Annotated in this window: 18 protein-coding genes; 8 read left to right on the forward strand and 10 right to left on the reverse strand. The window is 55.5% G+C overall.

Annotation, left to right across the window (positions count from 1 at the left end; genetic code table 11):
* Positions 1-269 precede the first annotated feature (269 nt).
* Both ACNPM8_RS11575 and ACNPM8_RS11580 read right to left on the reverse strand, forming a co-directional pair.
* A protein-coding gene (locus ACNPM8_RS11575) for an IS3 family transposase (RefSeq protein WP_448939883.1) occupies positions 270-1,558 on the reverse strand; the annotation gives its coding sequence in 2 pieces (ribosomal slippage) (positions 270-1,285 and positions 1,285-1,558; 1,290 coding nt in all).
* A 928-nt stretch (positions 1,559-2,486) separates the two neighbouring features.
* Entirely contained in the window at positions 2,487-3,407 is a 921-nt protein-coding gene (locus ACNPM8_RS11580; protein ID WP_208294305.1) for an AEC family transporter, read from the reverse strand.
* Between the two features lie 56 nt (positions 3,408-3,463).
* On the opposite strand from ACNPM8_RS11580, the gene ACNPM8_RS11585 reads away from it, so the two are divergent.
* The 3 genes from ACNPM8_RS11585 to ACNPM8_RS11595 all read left to right on the forward strand — a co-directional run bounded on the left by ACNPM8_RS11585 (position 3,464) and on the right by ACNPM8_RS11595 (position 5,826).
* On the forward strand, positions 3,464-3,991 hold the full coding sequence (locus tag ACNPM8_RS11585) for a CGNR zinc finger domain-containing protein (RefSeq protein WP_448939876.1): 528 nt from the start codon (positions 3,464-3,466) through the stop codon (positions 3,989-3,991).
* Positions 3,992-4,654: 663 nt separating this feature from the next.
* The gene (locus tag ACNPM8_RS11590) at positions 4,655-4,975 is read left to right on the forward strand and encodes a helix-turn-helix domain-containing protein (protein ID WP_402696783.1); all 321 of its coding nucleotides are present in this window, start codon (positions 4,655-4,657) and stop codon (positions 4,973-4,975) included.
* A gap of 8 nt (positions 4,976-4,983) precedes the next feature.
* Positions 4,984-5,826 (forward strand): IS3 family transposase, encoded by an 843-nt coding sequence (locus tag ACNPM8_RS11595; RefSeq protein ID WP_402696781.1) that lies wholly within the window; start codon positions 4,984-4,986, stop codon positions 5,824-5,826.
* A 122-nt stretch (positions 5,827-5,948) separates the two neighbouring features.
* Here ACNPM8_RS11595 and ACNPM8_RS11600 read toward each other — a convergent pair whose 3' ends face one another.
* The 5 genes from ACNPM8_RS11600 to ACNPM8_RS11620 form a co-directional block, all read right to left on the reverse strand.
* A complete protein-coding gene (locus tag ACNPM8_RS11600; RefSeq protein ID WP_448939877.1) occupies positions 5,949-7,397 on the reverse strand; it encodes a PepSY-associated TM helix domain-containing protein in 1,449 nt (482 codons plus the stop codon).
* 45 nt (positions 7,398-7,442) lie between these two features.
* Complete coding sequence (locus tag ACNPM8_RS11605) at positions 7,443-8,645, reverse strand: Dyp-type peroxidase (RefSeq protein ID WP_133835027.1); 1,203 nt, start codon at positions 8,643-8,645, stop codon at positions 7,443-7,445.
* Positions 8,645-9,217 (reverse strand): copper chaperone PCu(A)C, encoded by a 573-nt coding sequence (locus ACNPM8_RS11610; RefSeq protein WP_448939878.1) that lies wholly within the window; start codon positions 9,215-9,217, stop codon positions 8,645-8,647. Before ACNPM8_RS11610 ends, ACNPM8_RS11605 begins: the two co-directional genes overlap by 1 nt.
* 394 nt (positions 9,218-9,611) lie before the next feature.
* On the reverse strand, positions 9,612-10,235 hold the full coding sequence (locus ACNPM8_RS11615) for a hypothetical protein (RefSeq protein WP_133835025.1): 624 nt from the start codon (positions 10,233-10,235) through the stop codon (positions 9,612-9,614).
* Between the two features lie 612 nt (positions 10,236-10,847).
* The gene (locus ACNPM8_RS11620; protein ID WP_448939879.1) at positions 10,848-11,258 is read right to left on the reverse strand and encodes a hypothetical protein; all 411 of its coding nucleotides are present in this window, start codon (positions 11,256-11,258) and stop codon (positions 10,848-10,850) included.
* A 678-nt stretch (positions 11,259-11,936) separates the two neighbouring features.
* Here ACNPM8_RS11620 and ACNPM8_RS11625 point away from each other — a divergent pair.
* Together ACNPM8_RS11625 and ACNPM8_RS11630 are read left to right on the forward strand one after the other, a co-directional pair.
* A complete protein-coding gene (locus ACNPM8_RS11625) occupies positions 11,937-13,256 on the forward strand; it encodes an MFS transporter (protein WP_448939880.1) in 1,320 nt (439 codons plus the stop codon).
* Positions 13,257-13,595: 339 nt separating this feature from the next.
* Positions 13,596-14,771: an amidohydrolase gene (locus ACNPM8_RS11630; protein ID WP_133835032.1), complete on the forward strand. Its 1,176-nt coding sequence runs from the start codon at positions 13,596-13,598 to the stop codon at positions 14,769-14,771.
* Between the two features lie 377 nt (positions 14,772-15,148).
* Here the strand turns inward: ACNPM8_RS11630 and ACNPM8_RS11635 are convergent, their stop codons facing one another.
* Together ACNPM8_RS11635 and cmtR are read right to left on the reverse strand one after the other, a co-directional pair.
* Positions 15,149-17,089, reverse strand: a complete 1,941-nt coding sequence (locus ACNPM8_RS11635; RefSeq protein WP_402696819.1) for a heavy metal translocating P-type ATPase — start codon at positions 17,087-17,089, stop codon at positions 15,149-15,151.
* Positions 17,086-17,454: a Cd(II)/Pb(II)-sensing metalloregulatory transcriptional regulator CmtR gene (cmtR, locus tag ACNPM8_RS11640; RefSeq protein WP_013350243.1), complete on the reverse strand. Its 369-nt coding sequence runs from the start codon at positions 17,452-17,454 to the stop codon at positions 17,086-17,088. Before cmtR ends, ACNPM8_RS11635 begins: the two co-directional genes overlap by 4 nt.
* Positions 17,455-18,256: 802 nt before the next feature.
* Between cmtR and ACNPM8_RS11645 the strand changes: the two genes are divergently transcribed.
* From ACNPM8_RS11645 to ACNPM8_RS11655, 3 genes are read left to right on the forward strand one after another with little or no spacing between them, the layout of a single operon-like run.
* Entirely contained in the window at positions 18,257-18,733 is a 477-nt protein-coding gene (locus tag ACNPM8_RS11645; RefSeq protein WP_448939881.1) for a S8 family serine peptidase, read from the forward strand.
* A gap of 2 nt (positions 18,734-18,735) precedes the next feature.
* Entirely contained in the window at positions 18,736-19,596 is an 861-nt protein-coding gene (locus ACNPM8_RS11650; RefSeq protein ID WP_133835020.1) for a hypothetical protein, read from the forward strand.
* Entirely contained in the window at positions 19,596-20,207 is a 612-nt protein-coding gene (locus ACNPM8_RS11655; protein WP_402696816.1) for a hypothetical protein, read from the forward strand. The genes ACNPM8_RS11650 and ACNPM8_RS11655 overlap by 1 nt, the downstream gene beginning before the upstream one ends.
* 535 nt (positions 20,208-20,742) lie before the next feature.
* On the opposite strand, the gene ACNPM8_RS11660 is transcribed toward ACNPM8_RS11655, so the two are convergent.
* Entirely contained in the window at positions 20,743-21,738 is a 996-nt protein-coding gene (locus tag ACNPM8_RS11660) for an arsenic resistance protein (protein ID WP_402696815.1), read from the reverse strand.
* Positions 21,739-21,900: the final 162 nt, after the last annotated feature.

Genomic DNA, 21,900 nt, shown 5'->3' on the forward strand with positions numbered 1-21,900 from the left:
ATCTCAACCGAGCTCTTCGCAAGAACGACGTCTGAGCCGTCAGCGTAGCCCTCCTTCACGTTCTTTGAGACTGCGTTTGCCGAGTTGGAATCCCTTGGGAAAGCCAAGCTTAGCAAGCCGTTGGTGTTTCAGTGCACCTTCGCTGCCGTGGGCTGATCGAGTCATGGGCTAGAGTCATTTTTATCGGCGGCCGAGGTATAAACTTGTGTGTTGCCATCGCAGCTCCTTACCCCTAAACCAGACACGTTCAGTATGAACCGTCCCGGAAATCATGCCGCCGTCTTATGTGCGGCTGCGTCGGGTAACGAGCCTGTCATTTCATCATAGTAGGCTCGCTCAAATTCCTCTGGAGTTTGGTGATCCAGCGAGGAATGCAAGCGATCATTGTTGTACCAAAAGACCCAGCCGAAGGCGACCTCAACGACGTCGGATTCGGTCTTCAACGCACCAGTACGGAACGGTGAACCCTTGGCCACGGTCTCGTTCTTGAACAAGCCCATCACCGTCTCCGCGGCGGCATTATCGTAAGCGTCGCCGACACTGCCAATCGACGGAACCAGCCCCTCAATTTCCAAAGTGTCGGTGTACCGGATCGAGGTGTATTGGCTTCCCGCGTCCAAGTGATGTAAAAGCCCCTTGTCAACCGGCCTTTTGCTGTGTTTTCGGCGCCACAGGGCCATTTTCAGGCACTGCTCCACGAAAGCGGTGTCTTTCACAGTGGAGGTTTCCCAGCCGACGATGGCCCGCGAATACAGATCGATCACCAACGCCACGTAGACGAACCCGGAATACACCGGCACGTAGGTGAAGTCCGTGACCCAAATCCGGTTTGGTGCCTCTGCCGTGAAGTCTCGGTTCAGCAGGTCACCGGCCCTGCGTCCGTCCTTGCCAGGGATCGTGGTGCGGGTCTTGCGGCCCCGGATCATGCCGTTCATGCCCTCGTCACGCATGAGCCGGTCAACGGTGTGTTTGGAGACCGCGGGGAAGCCGTTGCGCCGCAGCCAAGCGGTCATCTTTCGCCGGCCATAAAGGATTTCTGGCTTCGGTCTTCCTTTAGCGTCTAACACTTTGAGGCTGCGTAACGTGTCAATGACCTTCGCATCTTCAACTGCTCGCAGGGCCGGAGGCCTTGTTTTCCAGGCCCGGTAGGTTCGTGCGGCAACCTGCACGCCCTGCTCACGCAGGACGGCGCAGATCGACTCGACCGCATGACCTTCGGCCCGCTGCTCATCAACGAATCGGCAGATTAGCGGCGGCGAGGGTCGAGTTCCCTCGCGAAGAAAATTGAGGCAGCTTTCAAGATTTCGTTGGCTTCCTTCAAATCCCGATTCTCCGCCCGCAACGCCTTGAGCTCATCGAGTTCGGTAGTGGTTGGGCCGTCCTTCTCACCGGTGTCGGCCTGGGCCTGGAGCACCCAGCGACGCAATGATTCGGGACCGACATCCAGCTTCGGAGCCAGGGCCTTGCACGCTGCATAAATGGAAGGGTACTCGGAGAGCCGGTCCACAACCATCGCTACGGCGCGTTCACGAACTTCGGCAGGGTATTTCTTGGGCATGGTTGCTATCTTTCTCTCGAAAGACAGCGGCATCAAATCAGGGACGGTTCATTCTACACAGGCGACTTGCAGGTTTTACGGTCCGGCAGGCATTTATGCTGCTGGGAGCTGTGCATCATGTGGCTGATAGCTTAGACCGAAATTGCGGGCGAGTTCCTAGGGCACCGTCGAAACTGCTCGGGGCACCGCTCTGTAATCGGACACATCGCGGTATTGATTGTGAAAAGCCCACAGAATCGCTTACATGCAGCTGTCACAAATCGATTTCGTCAGCAAGGCAAGGTCCGAAAAATGAAAAGCGAATACTGTCCCATCGACTAGAATTTAGCTAGTCATGCCTATTTTTCTTCCATGAAACGAGGATCCAGGTGGATGCGACGGCTGTTCGACTTCCGAATGCTGAGGTCCCATTTATAAGCCCTGCGGACGTGGACCCGGCAGTTGTGATCAGTAAGTGACGCGAAATTTAGGTGCCGCTGGTTCGCAAATACTCCTCACGCTTCCCGCCGTGACTTCGATCATCTCCACTGCGGATTTATATGCCATTTGAAATCAAACGTCCACGATGATGCCAGGCTTCCTTCGTGCAATCGAGGCAATCTTCGTCCGGCTCAATGCAGCTCTGATCCTTCCCGCTCTGGGGTAGTTGCTTTTTATGGTCATAGGCAGGGGCATCCAGGGATTCGGAGTGAAATCGTGACCCATAGATAGTATCTACTGAGGTTGAGCCTAGGTCGCCACCTTGGAAATGTTTTCGATTCGGCCCAAGGAATGCAGAAATTGTTCGTAACCGAAATCTTGAATGGCGACGGAGGATTTGCCATGCCTCGGGCATTCTTGGTGCTACTCCCCCGTCAAGTACAACTCGCAGGTTTTGAGAATGACCCCGAGTTTATCGGATAGCGGATGGCTGGCCACGACACGGAAACTAAAATGTAAAGTGGTTGGCGATCGCGACCATTAGGGGAATCGTTCCCAGAGCACAAATGGTCTGCGTACCAGTGATTGCGGCAATCAGGCGTGTGTCTCCACCCATGCGGGCTGCCAGAACGTTGGCGCTCGGGGCAGTTGGCACAGCGCAGATCAAGACGATGGCGGACAAGCTGGTCCCCGTCATCCCAAGGGGGATTGCGATCGCCATTGCTGCCACTGGAAGGATAGCCAGCTTCAGGATTGTTGCGATGCCAATATCGAGCACATCGCGCCAGCGAAAATTAAAGCTCAGTGCTGCTCCGGCAATGAGTGTTCCGCACACCAGCGCTGGAGCGGCGAGCATGTTGAGCGTGGATCCCAGAAATCCCGGCAAGGGTATAGACAGGGTATTAATCAATAATCCACCCGCACACGAAAGGATTAGTGGATTGAACATCAGTTCCTGCCATAGCCGGAGCTTACCGCCGTAGCGCTGCTTTGCCCCATAGACGGAAAGTGCGCTGACGCAGATGATGTTCACCAAGGGAACAACGACCGCACAAGCAAGTGCAAAGCTGGCAATACCGGCAGACCCATGAAGCGCAGACACGAAAATCAGACCGATATAGGTGTTGATGCGGATTGAACCTTGCACAAGAGAAGTTAATTGCGGACCGTTTGCGCGAACAAGCTTACCCAATCCTAAAGCGAGCCCGGCTACCGCTAAAACCGGTATCAGCAGACTGAATAGCAATGGCCCCGGCTCGATGATGGAAAGATCGGCGCTCCCGATGCTAGTAACAAACAAGGCCGGTGTAAAAATCCAGTAGCTCATCCACGACAAACCCTCCCAGAATCCTCCCTTGTCAGGGAGGTATCTGCGCAGAAATATCCCTGCGATGAGGATTAGTAGAATAGGAAAAATTGCGGCGCTCACGACATTCACACCCTTGACTATGGTGCAATGGGTTAGTGCATTTCAACCATGACAATATGACTGGTTCGCTCCTTGCCGCCGACTTGGTGACTTTACTGGGCCGCGGGTGGGACATTCAGCATCTGCGAGAGCTCTTGTCCAATCATGAGATTCGTCAGATCACACTCACCACGGAAAAATCCCAGCAAATACTTGCGTGGGCAACGCTTCTCGAGCCAGCCTTCACCGCTGAGAGCGTAGATGCGCGCCTGGAGTCGATCAATATCTTGCTAGCGAAAGGTGCAACAAAGACCTATGTGACAGCCCACGATGGGTTGCGACCCCATCTGCATTTTGCTTCCGAGGATCAAGATCTCGTGGCGCGAGTCAAAGCCGTCACCGCGGGAGGTCTGGCAATTTTCACCGTGGAATCCGGAGGCCAAAGGCTAGGTACCTGCCAGAGACAAGGTTGCACCGTTGCTTACGTCGATACCAGCCGCAATGGGTTACGCACCTATTGCTCCGCTCGCTGCGGAAACCGAGATGCCGTGGATCGCCACCGCTCCAGCTCCAGCTCCAGCTCCAGAAGAGATTCTCAACATTAAGTAAGCCGAGCTCAAAACCGGACAGTTTCAGCTTAGCTAATTAAGCAAACCATCGTTCTATATGGTCTCGTATAAACGCGAAGCTGCACAAAGCAGCGCGCTCTTCTTCTTTGAGGTTCTCATTTGTGGAAGGCGTAATGACTACACAACGCAGTATGCACTAGACCATTAATGCTAAACAGTGGTAACAACCTAACCTACGGAACAAGGACATCCTCAGATCAGAAAGTATTACCCGATGTTCAACACCTCGCCGCAGCCTCAGATTGAACTGACCGCAGAAAGCATAACTAAGCCGTTAGGCCTTGAGTAGAAAAATTCAAATCATTCCTGCTTCAGGAAGGGCAATTGCCCAGGCAACAAAATTCTCTAGACCTCTCCCCCTGTCCAGTAGCACATCTGCCAGAACCGTTAGATTTGAGACGATGGATAATAGCCCCGGAATGAACTGCTCCCCGAAAGTTGGACTGTAAAAGTCAACAACTTTAGGGGAGCATTTTCATGCACGCACGAAGCACACTATCCGAGTACCAACGCGAGCAACTCGTGGAACTCTTCGAGCAAGGCTATGGATATAGGTCTGTGGCATCAGTGATTAAAGTCGGTACATCCGCGAGCAAGCGCCTCTACAATAAGTGGCGGTTACATGGCAGGCTATGCCTCATGCAGAAACCAGCAAAAAAGCAGTATTCCTTCGAGACCAAGAAGGAAATCGTTGACCGGTTCCTTGCAGGTGAAACTGCCATGGAACTTGCCGCAAAGTTCAACGTCAGTTCCGACGTGTTGGTTGCCGATTGGGTGCGGTTATGGCGAAAAGGCGGCGACGACGCACTGATGCCCAAACCTAAAGGACACCCAAAAGGCTCCGTACCTAAATCGCCTTTGAGCGAAGAAGACAAGCTCCGCCAAGAAAATAAACGACTGCTAGCCAAGGTCGCTTACCTGGAAAAACTCCGAGACTTGAGGGATCAGGGGCATCGCTGAAAACCCAGGTGATTGTCACCCTCAAGTCAGAACACGACCTCGCAGATCTGCTGGCCGTAGCTGGCTTAGCCAGGTCAACCTATTACTACCATCTGAAGTTGATGGATCAGACAGCTCCGTATGCGGACCTCAAAGCAGCCATCACCACGTCGTTTGAGAACAGCAAACGACGCTACGGGTACCGAAGAGTCCACATGGACCTGCGCGCTCAAGGATGGGCCATCGGCATAAAGCTGGTCCGTAAGCTCATGAGAATCCTAAATTTTCAGTCCAAAGCGCGCCCTAAGCGACGCTACAACTCGTACCAGGGCGAGCAGAGCAAGATCGCTGAAAACCTGTTAGCGCGGCACTTTGATGTTGATACACCGGACACTGTTTACGTCAGTGACGTGACCGAGTTCAGGGTTGACCAGGAGAAACTGTATTTGCCTCCCATCATGGATCTGTTTGACCACAGCATCTTGAGCTACACGATCGCTTCGTCACCAACTACGGCGTTCACTAATCAGAGCTTGGCTCAAGCCTTAGGTTCGAAAGATTTCGGGAAGAAGCTGCTGGTCCATACGGATCAAGGATTCCAGTATCAGCATTGGTCGTGGAAGGCTTTGCTGCAGGAGCATGGTGCGGTGCAGTCCATGTCTCGTAAAGGGAACTGCTTCGACAACTCGGTCATGGAGAATTTCTTCGGTCATCTCAAGTCGGAGATGTTCCATGGAGAGCACTTCGCAGATTTCGAGGATCTCAAGGTGGAGATTGAGACGTACATTGATTGGTACAACGTCAGTCGGCGTCAGGAACGACTGAAGGGTATGACGCCGATGGAATATCGATGCCATACCCTTGCAGCCTAAGCAGGACTATTATTTAGCTCGTCCAACTTTTGGGACCCAGTTCAAATCAATAGATTCTGGGGCTATTAGGCACTCCGGGCAACAGGCCGAGGGCACAGTTCAGACACGGTGCTGATTGATTCTTATTCGGGGGCTAGACGTTTAGTTTTAGCCCGTTGCATCCGGCCAACAATCACATCAATTAGGAGAAACGCTGCGAGGCTGATTCCCATGAGCGGCAAGAAAACCCCTACAGCGACAGCCGCACATAGCACCAGCAGAGTTCCCCACCATGGGGCACGGGTCAATCCGCCACGGGAAGGAGTTTTGCCCATGCGTCGTGCAGGATTATTGATTGGACGGCGTTTCCACCACATTACGTAACCGAGAACCACCATGGTGGTGATCCCGGATGCGAGAAGGAACAGCAGGATCTGATTCAGCACCCCGAACATGGATCCCATATGGATATCGATGCCCCACCGCGAGAGCTTCGCAGCGAGGCTGAAGTCCTTGAAATCAACACGGTCAACCACTTCTAGACTTTGACCATTAATAGAGGTTGCATCAACCTCAGTTGGGTAGGACCGTTGAATTTCTTGCACCACCCATGCTTTCCCTTCCGCAGCAGGAGGCTTGATCTCAACCAGCCCGGTATTAACGTTCACTTCTTGGGCAATGGAGAGCATGGTGTCGAAAGCTGCCGGATTCACCGACTCACCGATTGGAGCAACGGCGGCCCCGTGGTGATGGGCGTGCTCATCACTGGCACTATCTTCGGCGGCTGATAAATCGGTGGCCACCGCGGGGGTACCCCAGCTTAGTGCGCTACGCAGCTCACTGACGTTCGCACCGCCGTAGGTCGACCACGTGATACCGGTAGCGGAAAGGAAGAACGCCCCGAGCAGGATCCAGATGCCAAGGGATCCGTGCAAGCTTGCCAGCCGACGATAGCCAGTGGCTTTGATATTGGGGCGGATGAGATCCTTTTTGCGTCTCGTTCTCTTGATCCTCAAGATCCACAAACCCAATCCAGCAAGGGCAATAACACCCAACCAGGAGGCTCCCAGTTCGCTATAAAGTCGTCCCGGTTCACCAAGCTGCAGGTTGCGGTGCAAATGGTCAATCCAGGTTCTCAGCGGAAGGGCACCGCTGGTCCCGTAGGCGGTGAGATCACCGCGGATTTCCGCGGTAGCAGGGTCAACAAAAATGGCTCTGGTTTCGCTGGCACCAAGATTCTCGTCGGCGTACATCATTCTGGTGGTATCCCCGGGGTTCGGGGCCGGGCGGACGGCCACTAGCGCGTCACCACCGCCCATATAGGAATTGGCTGTTTCCACTTGATCAGCCAGTGGCAAGTAGGAATCAGCAACGGGCGCGTGAAGCTCCTTGGAGTAGATCGCTTGTTCGATTTGGGGTGTGATCGCGTACAAAGCGCCGCTGACGGCAGACACGAGGATGAACGGGCCGATGAAGATTCCTGCGTAGAAGTGCAGTCTCAGTAGCAGCTGCCCGAACCAGCCTTTGCGGGCAGTCCTCGGCGGGACGGACGGTGGTCGTGATTCCGGGGTTGTAGTTTCCAAAAGCGTCATGAATGATCCTTGGGGGAAGAGCATGAAGAATGCAGGTGGCGGTAGCTAGGACGAGAAAAGTGTTTCACCGATGAAGCCTCCCTCAGCGCATCCCGGCGGGACCAGGAAGACAGCAGATCCAATGGGCGTGGTCCATTGGTTCAGCGCGTCAAGGTCCGCTAAGCGTTGTTGCATCGGGGTAAATTGCTTAGCCACGCTCTTTTGGTAGGACACGAAGATCAGCCCGGAATTGGAGATTTCGTTCCCGCCCGGTAAGTCGTCGTAGTTGTATCCGCGCCGGAAAATCCTTTCATCGGTGTTCTCCGAGCGGGCTCGTCGAATATGCGAATGAGCGGCGATAACGGTCAGTCCCAACTCATTCGTCGCCGCGAAATCTGGCTCATCATGTTCTGCGGTTCCAGTGGTTGGCGCCCCGTTAGCCAAGGTACGCCCGATACTGAACTCCCGGCCGGAACGGTCCAGCTCATCCCATGTATCAACGTCCATGCGGATACGTCGAATCACCATGGTGGTACTCCCATCCGCGCTCCACACCAGAGCATTGAAATCCTCAGTCCCGGGTTGAGGGTTGACGGTTCCATCGACTTGCCCGAACAGATTGCGCATTGTGGTGCCACTGGCTTCGGATCCCCGGGAGCGGCGGAACCCGGTTTGCACCCATTTCACCGAGGCAAACCGGCGAGCATCCTTGAGCAGCATCCGCTGAGCATGAGCAACGGTCAGAGGATCATCGGAAGCGATATGCAGCACCAGGTCTCCGCCGTTCCAATGCTCCTCAAGCTGATCGATGGTGAACTTCGGTAGTGGCTGGATCTCTGCGCCCGAAGACCCAGCAAGTTCCACGAGCTTCGGCCCGAATCCAAAGGTCACGGTCAAGCGTGCGGGAACCACGCCCAGTTCAGGCTCAGTGTCCGCTAGGGCCGGCTGACCTTGAGTCAGCCTTGCCGCATCGTCGCTGAGCAAGCGCAACAGACGGCCTAAGGATTCACGGTCAAGAGCATCTCGCAAGTTCAATGCGATGTAGGTTGCATGGGTCTGAGGCTCGGTGGTGATCCCTGCCTGATGGGCACCGTAGAAGGGAATCATGCTGTAGCCGTGCAATGGCTCCGAAGCACCAGCCGGCGCAGCAGTGCTGGTCAGCGAATCGACCCCGAGAGCAGCAATCGCCCCCAGGCCCGCGGCGGCCCCGCCGAACAGTACCCCTCGCCGGCTAGGGCGTGTCGTAGTGGATGTCTTTGCATAGGGCATTAGTGATCGTGAGCGCTTTCCGAAGCCGAGTCATCCAACTTCATCTCGTTATGCTCCATGCCCTCGTGCTCGGAGCCTTCATAGTTTTCATTTGCTCCTGCGAAGTCCTTCACCGGCGCGGTGATATCAAAGGTGGTCTCATCAGAGAATTTCAGGGTCATACGCACTTCACTGCCTGGTTGCAGTGGTTCGGTCAGATCCATGAGCATGATGTGATTCCCTCCTGGCTCCAGGTGTAATTCGCTGTGGGCGGGGATGGTGAAACCACCAGTCTTTTCACGCATCACCATGGCTCCGGATTCGTTAGCCACTGTTTCGTGTAGTTCCAGATCAGTGGAGGCGGGACTGGTCACCGAGGTGACAGTAACATCTTGTTCTCCTGTGTTTTTGATGGTGCCGAATCCTGCGGACATTCCTTCGTTGGCAGCTTTCACCCACGGATCGGTCATTGTGATGGAGGCACCGGCCGGGGTGGAGCTGCTGTTTTCAGCGGGATTGGCAGCACAACCTGCCAAGGCGATCAATACGGCAGAGGACAGGGCAATGGTACGCAGGGCAAAAGAGGTTTTCACGGTTGTTCCTAAGAAAATGAGGGAAGCGCCAGTTGATGCTTCAAAGCAGTGGTGCTGCGCAGTTGCAAACCAGGGAGATGCCCACAGGTTGTTAAGGCATCTGGCGCTGGGCACAGCAAAGTACAAGAGTGGCCTTGATCAAAAGGCCGTGTAAAAGTGCGATGTAAGAGCCTTCGGCATACGACCATCGGCTGATCCGGGAGTCTCTAGAAATACCAGCTCATATCGCTGGTGGCTAGAACGAGAATCGTTGCGACCAAGTACCTATCGAGGCTGCGCTAGAGGAGAAGAATCAGCAAATCATCCATTGACGGTCATGAAAAACAACCCGCCGGTTCACTAGAAAGGGGGAGCGGAACGGGTCTCAGACCGTGTGTCGTATGCAAGGGTGACCTTACACCGTTGTTAGTGCCGGTGGTCCTCTGCGAACAATAGAGGTGGCATATACGGCCACTGTGTATGCAGGAATTTCGCGTAGCTCGGTAGGAACTGACTGTGGCAGAACCGGCTGATAGACGAATTTAATAATCCGCCACAGCAGTTTCCAGGTGAACAAATCAACGATGTCAGAGGCCACAATGAATAGTTGCTCACTGCGGTGCAGGACGAGAACTGTAGCTAGGCCCGCCATAAGATGGGCCAAGAGCATAGTGTTATCGCCATGGCTCATGGCGGCAACGTTAGTTGAAGTGGCTACATCGACGGTCATGGACATTCCATGATGCGCATGCAGGGCCTGCTCAGCGGTCGATATCGAGGAGTCCTCGGCGCCCATCGAGAACAGAAGATGGAAGATCACCTGACTGAACCCCACCATGCCAGCAAGTCGCTTGAGCGTGAACCTTTTGCCGCTAAGCAACATGCATACGAGGACCGAAAGCGATAAAGGTAATGCGACATTCAGGACTTCCGGTACAGCTCCTCCCGCGAGCACGTGTGAGGTCAGAGAAACGAACGTCGCGAAGAGCGCGGCGGCGGTGCCTCTGAGAGCACGTGTTGAGCGGGAAGATTTGCGCACGGTTCCAAGTATTCCAGACCGGGTGCTATATTTCTACATCGTGTAAAAATATTCCAACCCTGGTGGTGCAGCTCTGGTGCAAGGGGACTCATAACGTATGCCTTCGACACACTCATTACGGGATTACCCGTATCCATGACAGCGACCTTTATTTGGTGGTTAAATCACGGCATTGTTTAGCACCACAGACATCCTGCCCTGAGGAAAATAACTTGGACGCCATCTATCAGCTCCGACGGTTGAATGCCGCGCAGACGTCAAAGCTTCACCGGAGTGCCCCAATGCACGTTTGTATATTGGGGCCATGAACACCATGGAAACAGTCCAGGCCGAACCACACGAGTCAGAGGATTCACCCTGCTATCGAGTCAATTTCTGGGAACAACTCCGTCCTGGATACGGATGGAATTTAGACGTTTTTGTACTAGTTGAGGTGCACGACGTCGCAGAGGCGCTGCGGTGGAGGAGAACGCGCGTGGGCGGCTCTTCGAACTATTCGCAGAAATGCACCCCGGGCCGGACAAGCCGTTCGGAACTCCACGAAAAACCTCGCTCATACGATTGCTCGGAAGCAATCCCAACGCCGCTTAGACATGAGCTTGGTAGCATAATTTAGCGGTTGAATCGCAGATTTAGATGATGTACGAAGGGTGATTCCAGCATCTGCAGCATTGATGGCAACGGTTGCAACGTAGCAGGCGGCAAGTCCCTGCAGGACGTACTCGACAGGGAAGCTGCAATATCCACGCCCACGAGAGCCGCTGACTCGTCGCCCTTCAACGAAAATTTATTGACTCGTGATTCATCACGAACACCGCCCTGCGCGGTGGTTCCGGTCTCAGATGCGAGACTTACACCATCAGCGCAAGTGCCATGAGCTTTAAACGTGAACTTTCCAAGATTTCGGTCGCCTGTCACCGCTTCGAAAGTCTTTCGCGGGACATCGGCTTCGACCCTGTTGACGATATCTAACTGGGTTTCTACGAGGCACATACTGGCTCCCTTATTGATTTTGATGCGCATGCATCAACTGGCAATCATCAGCCCTCGGATACATATCAGAAATATGAAAATTCTCGGAAGCCAATACATATTGGCCATCAGTCGGAACACTGCTCCATTAAAAGAACCCTTTACGCTTCAAACACAAGCATTAGGACGAAATGTGCCTATTTATTTAAAAATTGTGGAATGTTGTTCCGTTTTTGTGTAGTGTTCCATTTATTCAACAGTGACTAAAATCACTTTGGGTGCCAGTTGGGGTCATTCGCCCCAAATCAATCCACACAAGGGAACCAGAGGCGTCTTTACGCGCTGGCCAAGAATTTGGGGCACACATGAGCAAACTCACCGCAGAAAACTCACGCACATTGTGTCTGCCATCCTGACTACCGACTTCCTGGACTGAGACAGTGGCGCTGTACACGCGAGACTGAACTTCGCGATCTCCCAATCGATCCTTACAGATGAGATGCTGCGTATGACCCAGCAGGCCCTGCACTCCCGTACCTAGAGGGGCAATCGGCAGCAACGAGTGAAGTGTAATCCGCTGAAAATTTCAGCGAAATTCGGCTTCCGATCCCTTTTACGACGTCAACGATCGGGTTCCCGTGGACTCGATCAACATCGTCCAGCAACTACTGACCGATCTGATCCCCGACAATTATTCCCTCTTCCCTACGAACCACCCTGGAGCTAGATATGACTATGAAGGCCTCCTCCAACATCCGCACAGGACGACCGCAACCGCCATCCCAATCCCCACGCCGTTCGGCCCTCACCACCGGCGTTGGCCTATGCGTTGAATACTATGATTGGGCCGTTTACGCGATTTTCGCCCCGTTCTTCGCCACACAGATCTTCAACCCCAACGATCCGACCTCGGCCATTCTTGCGACCCTCGCCATCTTTGCCGTGGGATTCGTCGCCCGTCCATTTGGCGGCCTCATCTTCGGATGGGTTAGCGACAGGATCGGACGCAAGCCTTCCATGACAATCGCAGTCGGACTCGCTGCCTTAGGCAGCCTGGCAATCAGTCTCACACCGACCTACGCGACGGTCGGCGTTCTCGCCCCAATTCTGCTTCTGGTCGCCCGGCTCCTCCAAGGCCTCGCACACGGTGGGGAACTTCCCTCTGCCCAGACCTATCTGGCCGAAGTTGCCCCGCGTGAACGTCGCGGCCTATGGTCATCCATTATCTACATCGCTGCCACGGTCGGAGTCATCTTCGGAACGCTCTTGGGGTCCCTTCTCACGGGGCTTCTTACCGTAGATCAAATGGCCACCTTCGGCTGGCGCATTCCATTCTTCATCGGCGCAGTATTCGGCCTCTACGGCCTCTTCATGCGAGCGCGCATGTCCGAAACCGAAGCTTTCGAAGGCATTCGCAACAAGCATGTTGACGCCGTCGCTAAACCATCGCTCTGGACCTCGATTGTCGAACACCGCAAGCAAGCTTTCCAGGTTGTCGGCATGACTGTGGGTGCAACCATCATCTTCTACGTGTGGTCTGTTAATGCTCCCGCACACGCCATTACCAGTCTCAATATCGCTTCTGGACCGGCCCTCTTGGCTGCGACACTGGCGAACATTGTTTTCATCGCTGCCCTCCCCCTGTGGGGAAGATTGAGCGACCGGATTGGACGAAAGCCGGTGATGTTGATCGGCCTCCTGGGATCAGCGGCTCTGCACTTCCCCATGACGTGGTTTATTCGGGACGCGGCATGGCAACTTGGAGTATCAATGTCGGTGATGCTTATCTTCGTGGCCGCTATCACTTCCATCACCCCGGCAGTGTATGCAGAGATGTTCCCCCCTCACATCCGCACTGTTGGAGTCGCCGTGCCCTATGCCTTGTGCGTTGCAGTCTTTGGTGGCACTGCCCCGTATCTACAAACGCTGTTCAGCGAAGCCGTGGGGCAGCCCTGGATGTTCAATCTCTACGCCGTGGCGCTTCTATTCACTAGTGCGGCTGTCGTCCGATCCCTTCCTGAGACAAAGGGCAAAGACATGAATCAATGATTCAGACGCACGCTCCAATCTCTTGCAGTTCTCCATTCGAGTCGGTCTACGTCTCGGTCGGAGTACCTCAACTTGTGTGTTTCAACCGGGCAGTATGATGCGCCACCTCCGCGCAGCGGTCTAGCTTAATTTCCTCACGAGCCACTGAGATAGACGGAACCCCAAGGTTTTGCTGATTACTTGGCCTGTCCACCACCCATAGCCACACAGAACCGCCGACCGGCCCGATTCCGGGCACGCCCTCAATGCCGAAAGGTCACCGTGCAAAACGAAACCATTACCAATACCATCGCCACCTCCGACCGCTACCCGGAGCTGTCCGCAGAAGTGCGAGAACGCATGCTCGCGTTCTACTACCACCTGCACGCGCACCCCGAGCTATCCATGCAGGAACATCGCACCGCGGAGTTCATCGAGGCCCGCTTGAACACCCTCGGCATCGATAATTTCCGCTGCGGCGGCACCGGTGTGGTGGGCATACTGCGAAACGGGGAGGGGCCCGTCGTCGGATTCCGTGCGGACACGGACGGCCTGCCGATCCAGGAGGACTCCGAGGTCGACTACCGCTCCACCGCCCGCGGCACGCTGCCTGACGGCACCGAGGTACCCGTCATGCACGGCTGCGGACACGACACCCACGTTGCCGCGCTCATGACTGCAACGGAGGTGCTGGTGGCCGACCGTGATAACTGGTCTGGGACCCTCGTGCTGATTTTCCAGCCCGGCGAGGAGACTGGCGCCGGGGCGCAAGCCATGGTAGATGATGGACTCTGGGACCAGGCCCCTCACCCGGAAATCATCTACGGCCAGCACCTGATGCCCGGGCTCGCCGGGACGGTCGAAGTGGTTGGCGGACCGGCTATGGCGTTCGCTGACTCTTGGAAGGTGACCCTGTTCGGGGAACAGTCTCACGGCTCTCAGCCGCAGGACTCCATCGACCCGATCGTGCTGGGCGCGCACATCGTGACCCGCCTGCAGTCCATCGTTGCCCGCGAGATCGACCCACGTCGGGCCGCTGTCGTGACCGTGGGCACCTTCCATGCCGGGCTGAAGGAGAACATTATCCCGGCCACCGCAGAGTTCACCCTCAACGTGCGCACCATGGACAAGGACACCCGCGAAAGGGGTCTTGCCGCGATCCGCCGCATCATCTCCGCCGAGGCCGCGGCATCAGGTGCACCGGAACCGACTATCGAGGAACTTTCCCGTGTCCCGCACAACTATAATGACCCGCACGCAACGGCGGAACTTACCGTGGCTCTGCGGAGCGCGCTGGGCACCGATAACGTCAAGGAGGCCGAGCCAAAGATGGGCTCGGAGGACTTCGGCATTCTGCCAGGCTCGTTGGGGATCTCCTCGGTGTTCTGGTTCTTCGGGGGCTTCGACCAAAACACGGTGGACTCCGGAACCATGCCGGTCAACCACTCGCCGCGGTTCGTCCCCGTGCCCGAACCCACCCTGTGGACCGCGGCGATGGCCGCTATCACCGCGCTGAAGAGCAAACTCGGCAACTGACCGCAAGCGACTGTGGTGACCAGCCGGATGCCTGGCCACCACAGCCGCACTAGCCGGTCCATTATGCGCAGGCAAATCTGAAACGTTCACCACATCAGTGCTGAGACTCGGATGTCCGTATGCCTCCGTTCGATCGAATATCTGAGCGAAGGATCCCCAAGTGCAATACTCCTGACGTCTTGTAACCCAAGAGTTGCAAGACGTCTCAACGGATACCACTCCCCCGGTGTGTGACTGTTAGTTTCAATTGGCGGTTTATTACCAGTAAAAATGGCGCATCGCTTAGCACGATTCACTTTGGTTCTAAATGGTTGAAGGCAGGGTGCTAATTTCCTGGTGGAAATAGTGCCCCGCCTTCAACAGCAACGAAACCAGCGCTAATGCAGGTCGTTGCCAGATTGCTGTGTGAGCTGCTTGCGGTGGACGCGGGCAGCACGAAGGCCGTTGGCAATCACGATGACTTCTGCCACCTCGTGTACCAGCACTACCGCAGCTAATCCAAGCACTCCGGTAATAGCCAAGGGCAGCAGGACAACGATGATCGCCATTGACAAGATGATGTTCTGATTCATGATCGCTCGGCCCCGTCGCGCATGGGACAAGGCTTGCGGGATCAGTCTCAAGTCATGGCCGGTGAAGGCTACGTCGGCTGATTCTATGGCGGCATCGGCACCGGTAGCGCCCATCGCAATCCCCACGGTAGCGCTAGCCAAGGCAGGGGCATCGTTGATCCCGTCACCGATCATCCCTGTAGGAACCTGCTGCACCGACGAAGCGATTTCACGGGCCTTGTCTTCAGGTCGCAGTTCGGCATGAACGGTGTCTATACCGGCGATTGAAGCCAGCGCGTGGGCAGTACGGGAGTTATCGCCGGTGAGCATCACCACGTCGATTCCCTGGTTATGCAGGTCTCGAATTGCCTCGGCCGCTTCAGGGCGTAGTTCATCGCGCACGCCGATCACGCCAATGACCTGCTCTGCACGGGTGACCATGACGCAGGTTTGCCCGGAGGCCTCCATGGATTCAACAGCGGAAGCAAGCGATCCTGGGGCAATCCATCGAGGACTGCCGACCCCGACCTGAACACCATCCAGGACGCCGGTAATGCCGTGTCCTGGCTCTTCGTTAACCGCCGCTGCCTCCGGTATCGCGGGTACTGCTGCGGTGATGGCCGTAGCTAGAGGGTGGGTGCTGTGCTGTTCCAGGGCGGCAGCAACGGCGAGCACCTCTTCGCGAGTCGCATCATCAACGGTCTGGACTTGCGTGACCACTGGCTGATTGCGTGTGAGTGTTCCAGTTTTATCTACCGCGATGCGGCGCAGGGAACCAAGCCGTTCGAAGGCTGCTCCGCTTTTGATGATGACACCGAACTTGCTGGCAGCTCCGATGGCGGAAACAACGGTGACAGGAACGGCGATGGCCATCGCGCAAGGCGAGGCTGCGACCAGCACGATCAGTGCGCGGGTGATCCAGGTTTCGGGATCGCCGAAGATCGCTCCAAGCACAGCAACCAGTACGGCCAGGACGATGACACCGGGAACCAGCGGGCGGGCAATGCGGTCAGCGAGCCGTGCCCGTTCGCCACGTTCCGACTGGGCTTGCTCGACCAGGCTCACCAACGTGGTCAGGGAGTTGTCCGTGCCGTTTGCCGTTGCAGTGACTACTAGCGCGCCGGATGAATTGATGGAACCAGCAGCAACCTGGTCGCCTACGGTTACTTCCACGGGAATTGATTCCCCCGTGATAGCGGAGGTGTCCAAGCTGCTTGATCCTTGGCTGACCACGCCATCGGTTGCCAAGCGTTCACCAGGCTTCACGCGCAGGGCATCGCCAATCTTGATCTCTGCTGCACTGACCACGACCGGTGCGTCGTCACGGATGACGGTGGCCGTTTCCGGGACGAGCTTCAACAAAGAGCGCAGGCCCGAGCGTGCCCTGTCCATGGCTTTGTCTTCCAGGGCTTCGGCAATGGAATACAGGAATGCCAGGGCTGCAGCTTCTTCGATATATCCGAGGATGACCGCACCGGTGGCGCTGATGGTCATCAGCAGCCCAATGCCGAGTTTCCGTTTCGTGAACAGGTTTCGCAGGGCGCCGGGCACAAAGGTAAAAGCGCCCAGCAGCAGGCCGATCCAAAACAGCACCAAGGCCACGATGGCGGCGCTTTCGCCGTGGGTGCTCCATTCAAGGACGAGCCCAGCGAGGAAGAAAACGCCTGAGGCTATGGGAACGAGCACGTGCCAATCCCGCCACCAGGGCAGTTCCTCTTCGAATTCTTCGGTGGGTTCCGGTGAATCGCAACCGCAGGCGGAACTCATGCTTGCTCCTCGTGTTCTCGATCGGCGCTGGTGGCGCAGTCAGGGCAGGAAGAGTCCAGGCAAGGTACTTGATCATCGACGGCCAACGTCACGTCAACCAGGGCGCTCAGGGCGGTGGTGAGGTGAGGATCGGTGATTTCGTACCGGGTTTTGCGGCCTTCCATTTTCGCCACGACAATTCCGCAGCCGCGCAGGCAGGTCAAATGGTTGGAAACGTTGGCGCGGCTCAGTCCTAGGGCCTGGGCAAGTTCCGCTGGGTATCCGGGTTCGTGCAGCAAGGACAGGAGGATGCGTGACCGGGTGGGGTCGGCCATGGCGCGGCCAAGCCGGTTCATCGCATCGATCCGTGATTCAATGTTCATCATACGATGTACTGTACAGCACTTGATGTACTAGTGGCACCGCCCAAAATCGGTCGTGTTTGAAATACTGAAAAGACAATTATGGTGAAAATTTCTGACGGCTGAAAACTCAGCAGGGTTAGAGGTGCGTTTCGTCGTAAAACTCAGTGCCTTAAACTATGCGTCGATACATCATCCATTCTACGAGTATTGATACATTCAGAAGGATGGGCGTGTACCTCGCTTGCTTGCCGCCAACAGGTGTGGGTCTGGTGGTCTGACCTATCCGTTGGTGTTTCCCTCCCTTATCAAGGCAGGGCCTCGTGGGTTCTAGTGACGATTCTGGTGAACCTGATATAAGGATGAATTTCGAGTAATGCAGCACAACCATGATTCTTGGTGACACAGATTCACGAAATCTATATCAGGTAATAAAGTGAAAATAAAGCAGATTAAATACTTCTAGTTCTCACTCTTAGTCAATCGTTGTGGTAAATCTTGCGTGACAACATCAATATTCGTGATCGGACTAACATTGAAGAGCCTACTCCTAACAGTGATATGGGTTATCGCCTCGGCCCTCTTGATCTGTTCCTGTGCGAGCTCCAGCAGATCCGACAATCTCATCGAAATCGCAGTCATCGACTCACACCTGCCTGACGGGACAGCCTATGAATGCTTCAATATTGAGCATCAGAGCATAAGCAACGAACCTGTCGTCAATTCTGGGACCGCAGTTCATCACGCGGAAGTCACACTTTCGCACCTTCTCGAATTGACCGCGGAAACGTGCCCTGATTGGAGTTCCAGAGTGCGGATTAGGCACGTGCAGCTTTCCGGTGAAGTTTCCGCTAGTAGTAGAGAACTGACCGAGGCCATCACCTCGTTATCAGATTCCAGCGTCGATCTCACGGTTATCGCGTTGACATCTGGGACCTCGAGCCGGAGTCTTGAAGACGCAATTCAGGAATTGGTTGATACGGGGGCACCCATCCTCGCTGCATCGGGAAACAGACCGGGTATGTCTCCGGGATTCCCTGCCAGATTCGACGGAGTACTTTCGATCGGCGCACTGGACAATAGTCAAAAACCGGCATCTTTCAGCGCGCAGAAAAACGTCGATGTCTTTTTGTCCGGCGAGAACATTCCATACGTCACATCGTCTGGAGACATCGATAGTAGCAGCGGCACCTCTGTGGCGACTGCTATTGCTGCCAATCAGATCCTTATAGGGATTCTTGCGGGAAAAACTCCATCCGAAGGAATAGCAGAACTTATACAACAAAATAGAAGGATCGAATAAAAATGAAAGTACTAGTCTGGCTTGTCCTTGTACCAAGCCTCGTTCTTGGTCTGATGCCACACGGTGGAGAAGTTACTGACCCTGCAATGACCTCAGAAACACAAACCGTTGTTTATTCTGAGGATGCGCTTGAGGAATCACTCTCCGAAGAAGGTCTTGAACTCCTTGAAGCCGAGATCGACAGCGAAGAAGTTTCAGTTGAAACAACCACCGAACTAGATTCTGGTGAAGAAATTTCACAGTCTCTCGTCTTGGACAATGATTCAGGTACCGCAGAATTCACGGTCGAAAGCGAAAGCGAGGACATCGTTAGTGGAACCTATCAGGTAGATGTACTCCAGGTTGATGAAGAGCTCATCTGGTTTACGGTTACAAACCCTGATACCGGCGAAAAATCAGAATATCGATCTGATCAAGCAGACTACTCGGTAATTCCTCTGGCATTGATCCTAGTTCCTTCACTGGGAGCAATTTTTAAGGCTCTATTCCTTGCCTCGGCCGTAGTTGTGATCGCTGGTGTAACTTATATAGCAGCCGACAAAGCGATTGCAGGTATCAGGGAGGCTATTCGCAAGAAAAAGAATCCGCCTGCTCATTACAAAGTTGTACGCCGCACAAACGGCTTGCTCATTGGTGACGGAATGTCGAAGAACGAGGCCGTGTCGCGTGCTCGAGCCAGCGGTGATGTATGGTCAACTACCAAAGCCGGGGCAAGGTCTGTGGCTTATAGCGTGAGAAGCAAAACACCGGTTGGCCCTGAAAAAGACAAGACCAATTCCTCCAAGAAGTATTGTCACTACCACCCATCAGGACGCAGTCCTGGATCACACGCCTTCTACGGTGTTGCCGGCCAGGCATGCTGATGGAGGAAAAAGATGGAGCTGATCAAATGACCGTGACTCCCATAGATCCACGAGAATTGATGAAGAGGTGGGAAGCCGCAAAGTTGCCCTCGGTGACTCCGACACAGGTACGCGCGCTCCTTGAAGACAACTATAAGGCCTACGGAATTCCTGTTCATTTGATGGAACCTGATGGATTCGAATTCGATGAGGAAGTGCGGGAGGACCTGATTGATGCGTTGTTTACCATCACCAATCCCGCGGTTCTCCTGAAACTAAGAAATGGGCGGCCGGTCGCTGTCGATGAAGATGCCGTTGAAGACGCCGAGTTCTACTGGCAGGAGCTTTTCCATGGCGACATGCTGGAACTCCCATATCGGGTTCTTTCGGCCCAGCATGCCTTGGGACAACGGGTCTCGGTGTTGCTTGAGCGCGAAGGAAGTTTCATCACCGGCTTCAAGGTCTATGGGGTGGCAGGAGACAAACTCAACCGGTACCTCACCGCGGTCATTGGTTTCCCGCCGCGCCGTGAACAAGATCCGGAAGATGGGCCCTTCATGCGTGCGGGAGACCTGACGGACCCCGTGTTTGTGGACTACCTCGAAGCAACAGCTGAATCCGGGCTCATCTAGGCAACGCATAGGCGCTGCATTGAGTTGGATTAAATGCTCTGGGGCTATTACAGAGTTAGTCAACGCCCCGGCGAGAATGAGTGAGTGGCCTACAGGATGGCAGGTGCCGTGTTGTAGGTCATTTCCTTTCTTGCTCTCACCGGCAGGTTCCCCTGACGGTGGAAGTCTTCTTCCTAACCCAGATTTTCTAGTACGTGAATAATTTAGCGATGCTACCAAGCCACGGCTGGTGCACGGCATCCGGAACGTTTCAGTTCGTCGCAGGATTCGAAAATTCTCACGATGTCTGAAACGGGGTGGATTAACAACCTGAAAGATCGGGCAAATTAGACTGCTTGGTTGCTATTTAGACTTGCGTGGGTACCGTTTGACTTGAAAATTCCGTGATAACGACAGCGTGTTCGAGGTGAGACGTCTTCCAACCTATAGGTTGCAAGACGTCTCATGGAACCCCGATCCCACGGTTGTGACTATCAACTTGGGGCGGCGGTTAAACCACGGCATTGTTTGGCGGCAGTGGCCCGGATGGGCAAAATTAGGCTGGTTGACGGTGTTGTTCAGTCCGAATGATCCGGGGCAGAAACCTGACGAAGAGGACCATGCCGATGAGCTCGACAAGCGTCTGGGTGACCACGACCAATGCGGCCAGGGCCAGAGGTTCGGGCAAGGCGAGGGCGAGCGGGAGCACGACCAGTGAATTGCGGGTCGCGCCGCTAAATACGACTGCACGCGTGGCGGCGACATCGAGACGTGCCCATCTGGCCGCCAGCATTCCCAGCGGCACCATCACCAACAGGAACGCAGCGTAAAGCGGCACCACCGCCAGCAGCGAGCCAACTTCCTGGCCGACTCCGGTGATTTGTGAACCGACGACCACCGCCAGGGTCACCATCATCAGGGGAACCATCAGGGCCTGCATGATGTCCATGATGATCCTGCCCGCCGCGGCCTTCCGCGCCAGCGCCTGTGTCAGGGTTGCCGCCGTCAGGGGAATGAGGATCAAGACGATGAGGGCCTCGACGAAGGGTGCGGGGTCGATGGCCGAGGCCACGTCGGGGCCGACGAAAAGCAGCAGGTAGAGGGGCAGCAGCAGCATCTGGAGCAGCATCAAGACCGGGGCGGCGGCCAGCAGCCTGTCGCTGGCCCCGCCGGCCAGGCCGGTGAACACGATGACGTAGTCGATGCAGGGGGTCAGCAGGACCAGCAGCACCCCGAGCAGCAGGGCCTGGTCCCCGGCGATGAAGCGGGTCAGTCCGAACACCACGACGGGGACCACGATGAAGTTCAGCACCAGCACGGTTCCCATGAACCGCAGGTCCTTGGCGGCCTTGCCGATGGAGGCGAACGGGATGCCCAGGAACGTTGCGTAGAGCAGCAGCCCGAGGACCGGGTTGATCGAGTGTTCCAATGCTCCGGCCGAGCCGGGGGCAAGGAACCCGACGCCGCCGCCGATGAGGATGGCCACGAGGTACAGGCCGATCTGGTGGTGTTCCATCCGTGCAATGAGGTTCTGGGTTTTCACCATGCCCATGTTAGGCGACGCGGGCGGTCGAGCAGGAGTTGATGCCCGAGTGACCGTGGTGAAGGACAGTGAACCGACTGCGGGACCGGGGCATTTCGCGTTCATGGCCCCGGGGGTGCCGCTGGGCGTCACCCCGCGACACCATCCGACCAGGTCTGCCACTCAGATGTA

Source organism: Glutamicibacter sp. AGC46 (assembly GCF_053543715.1).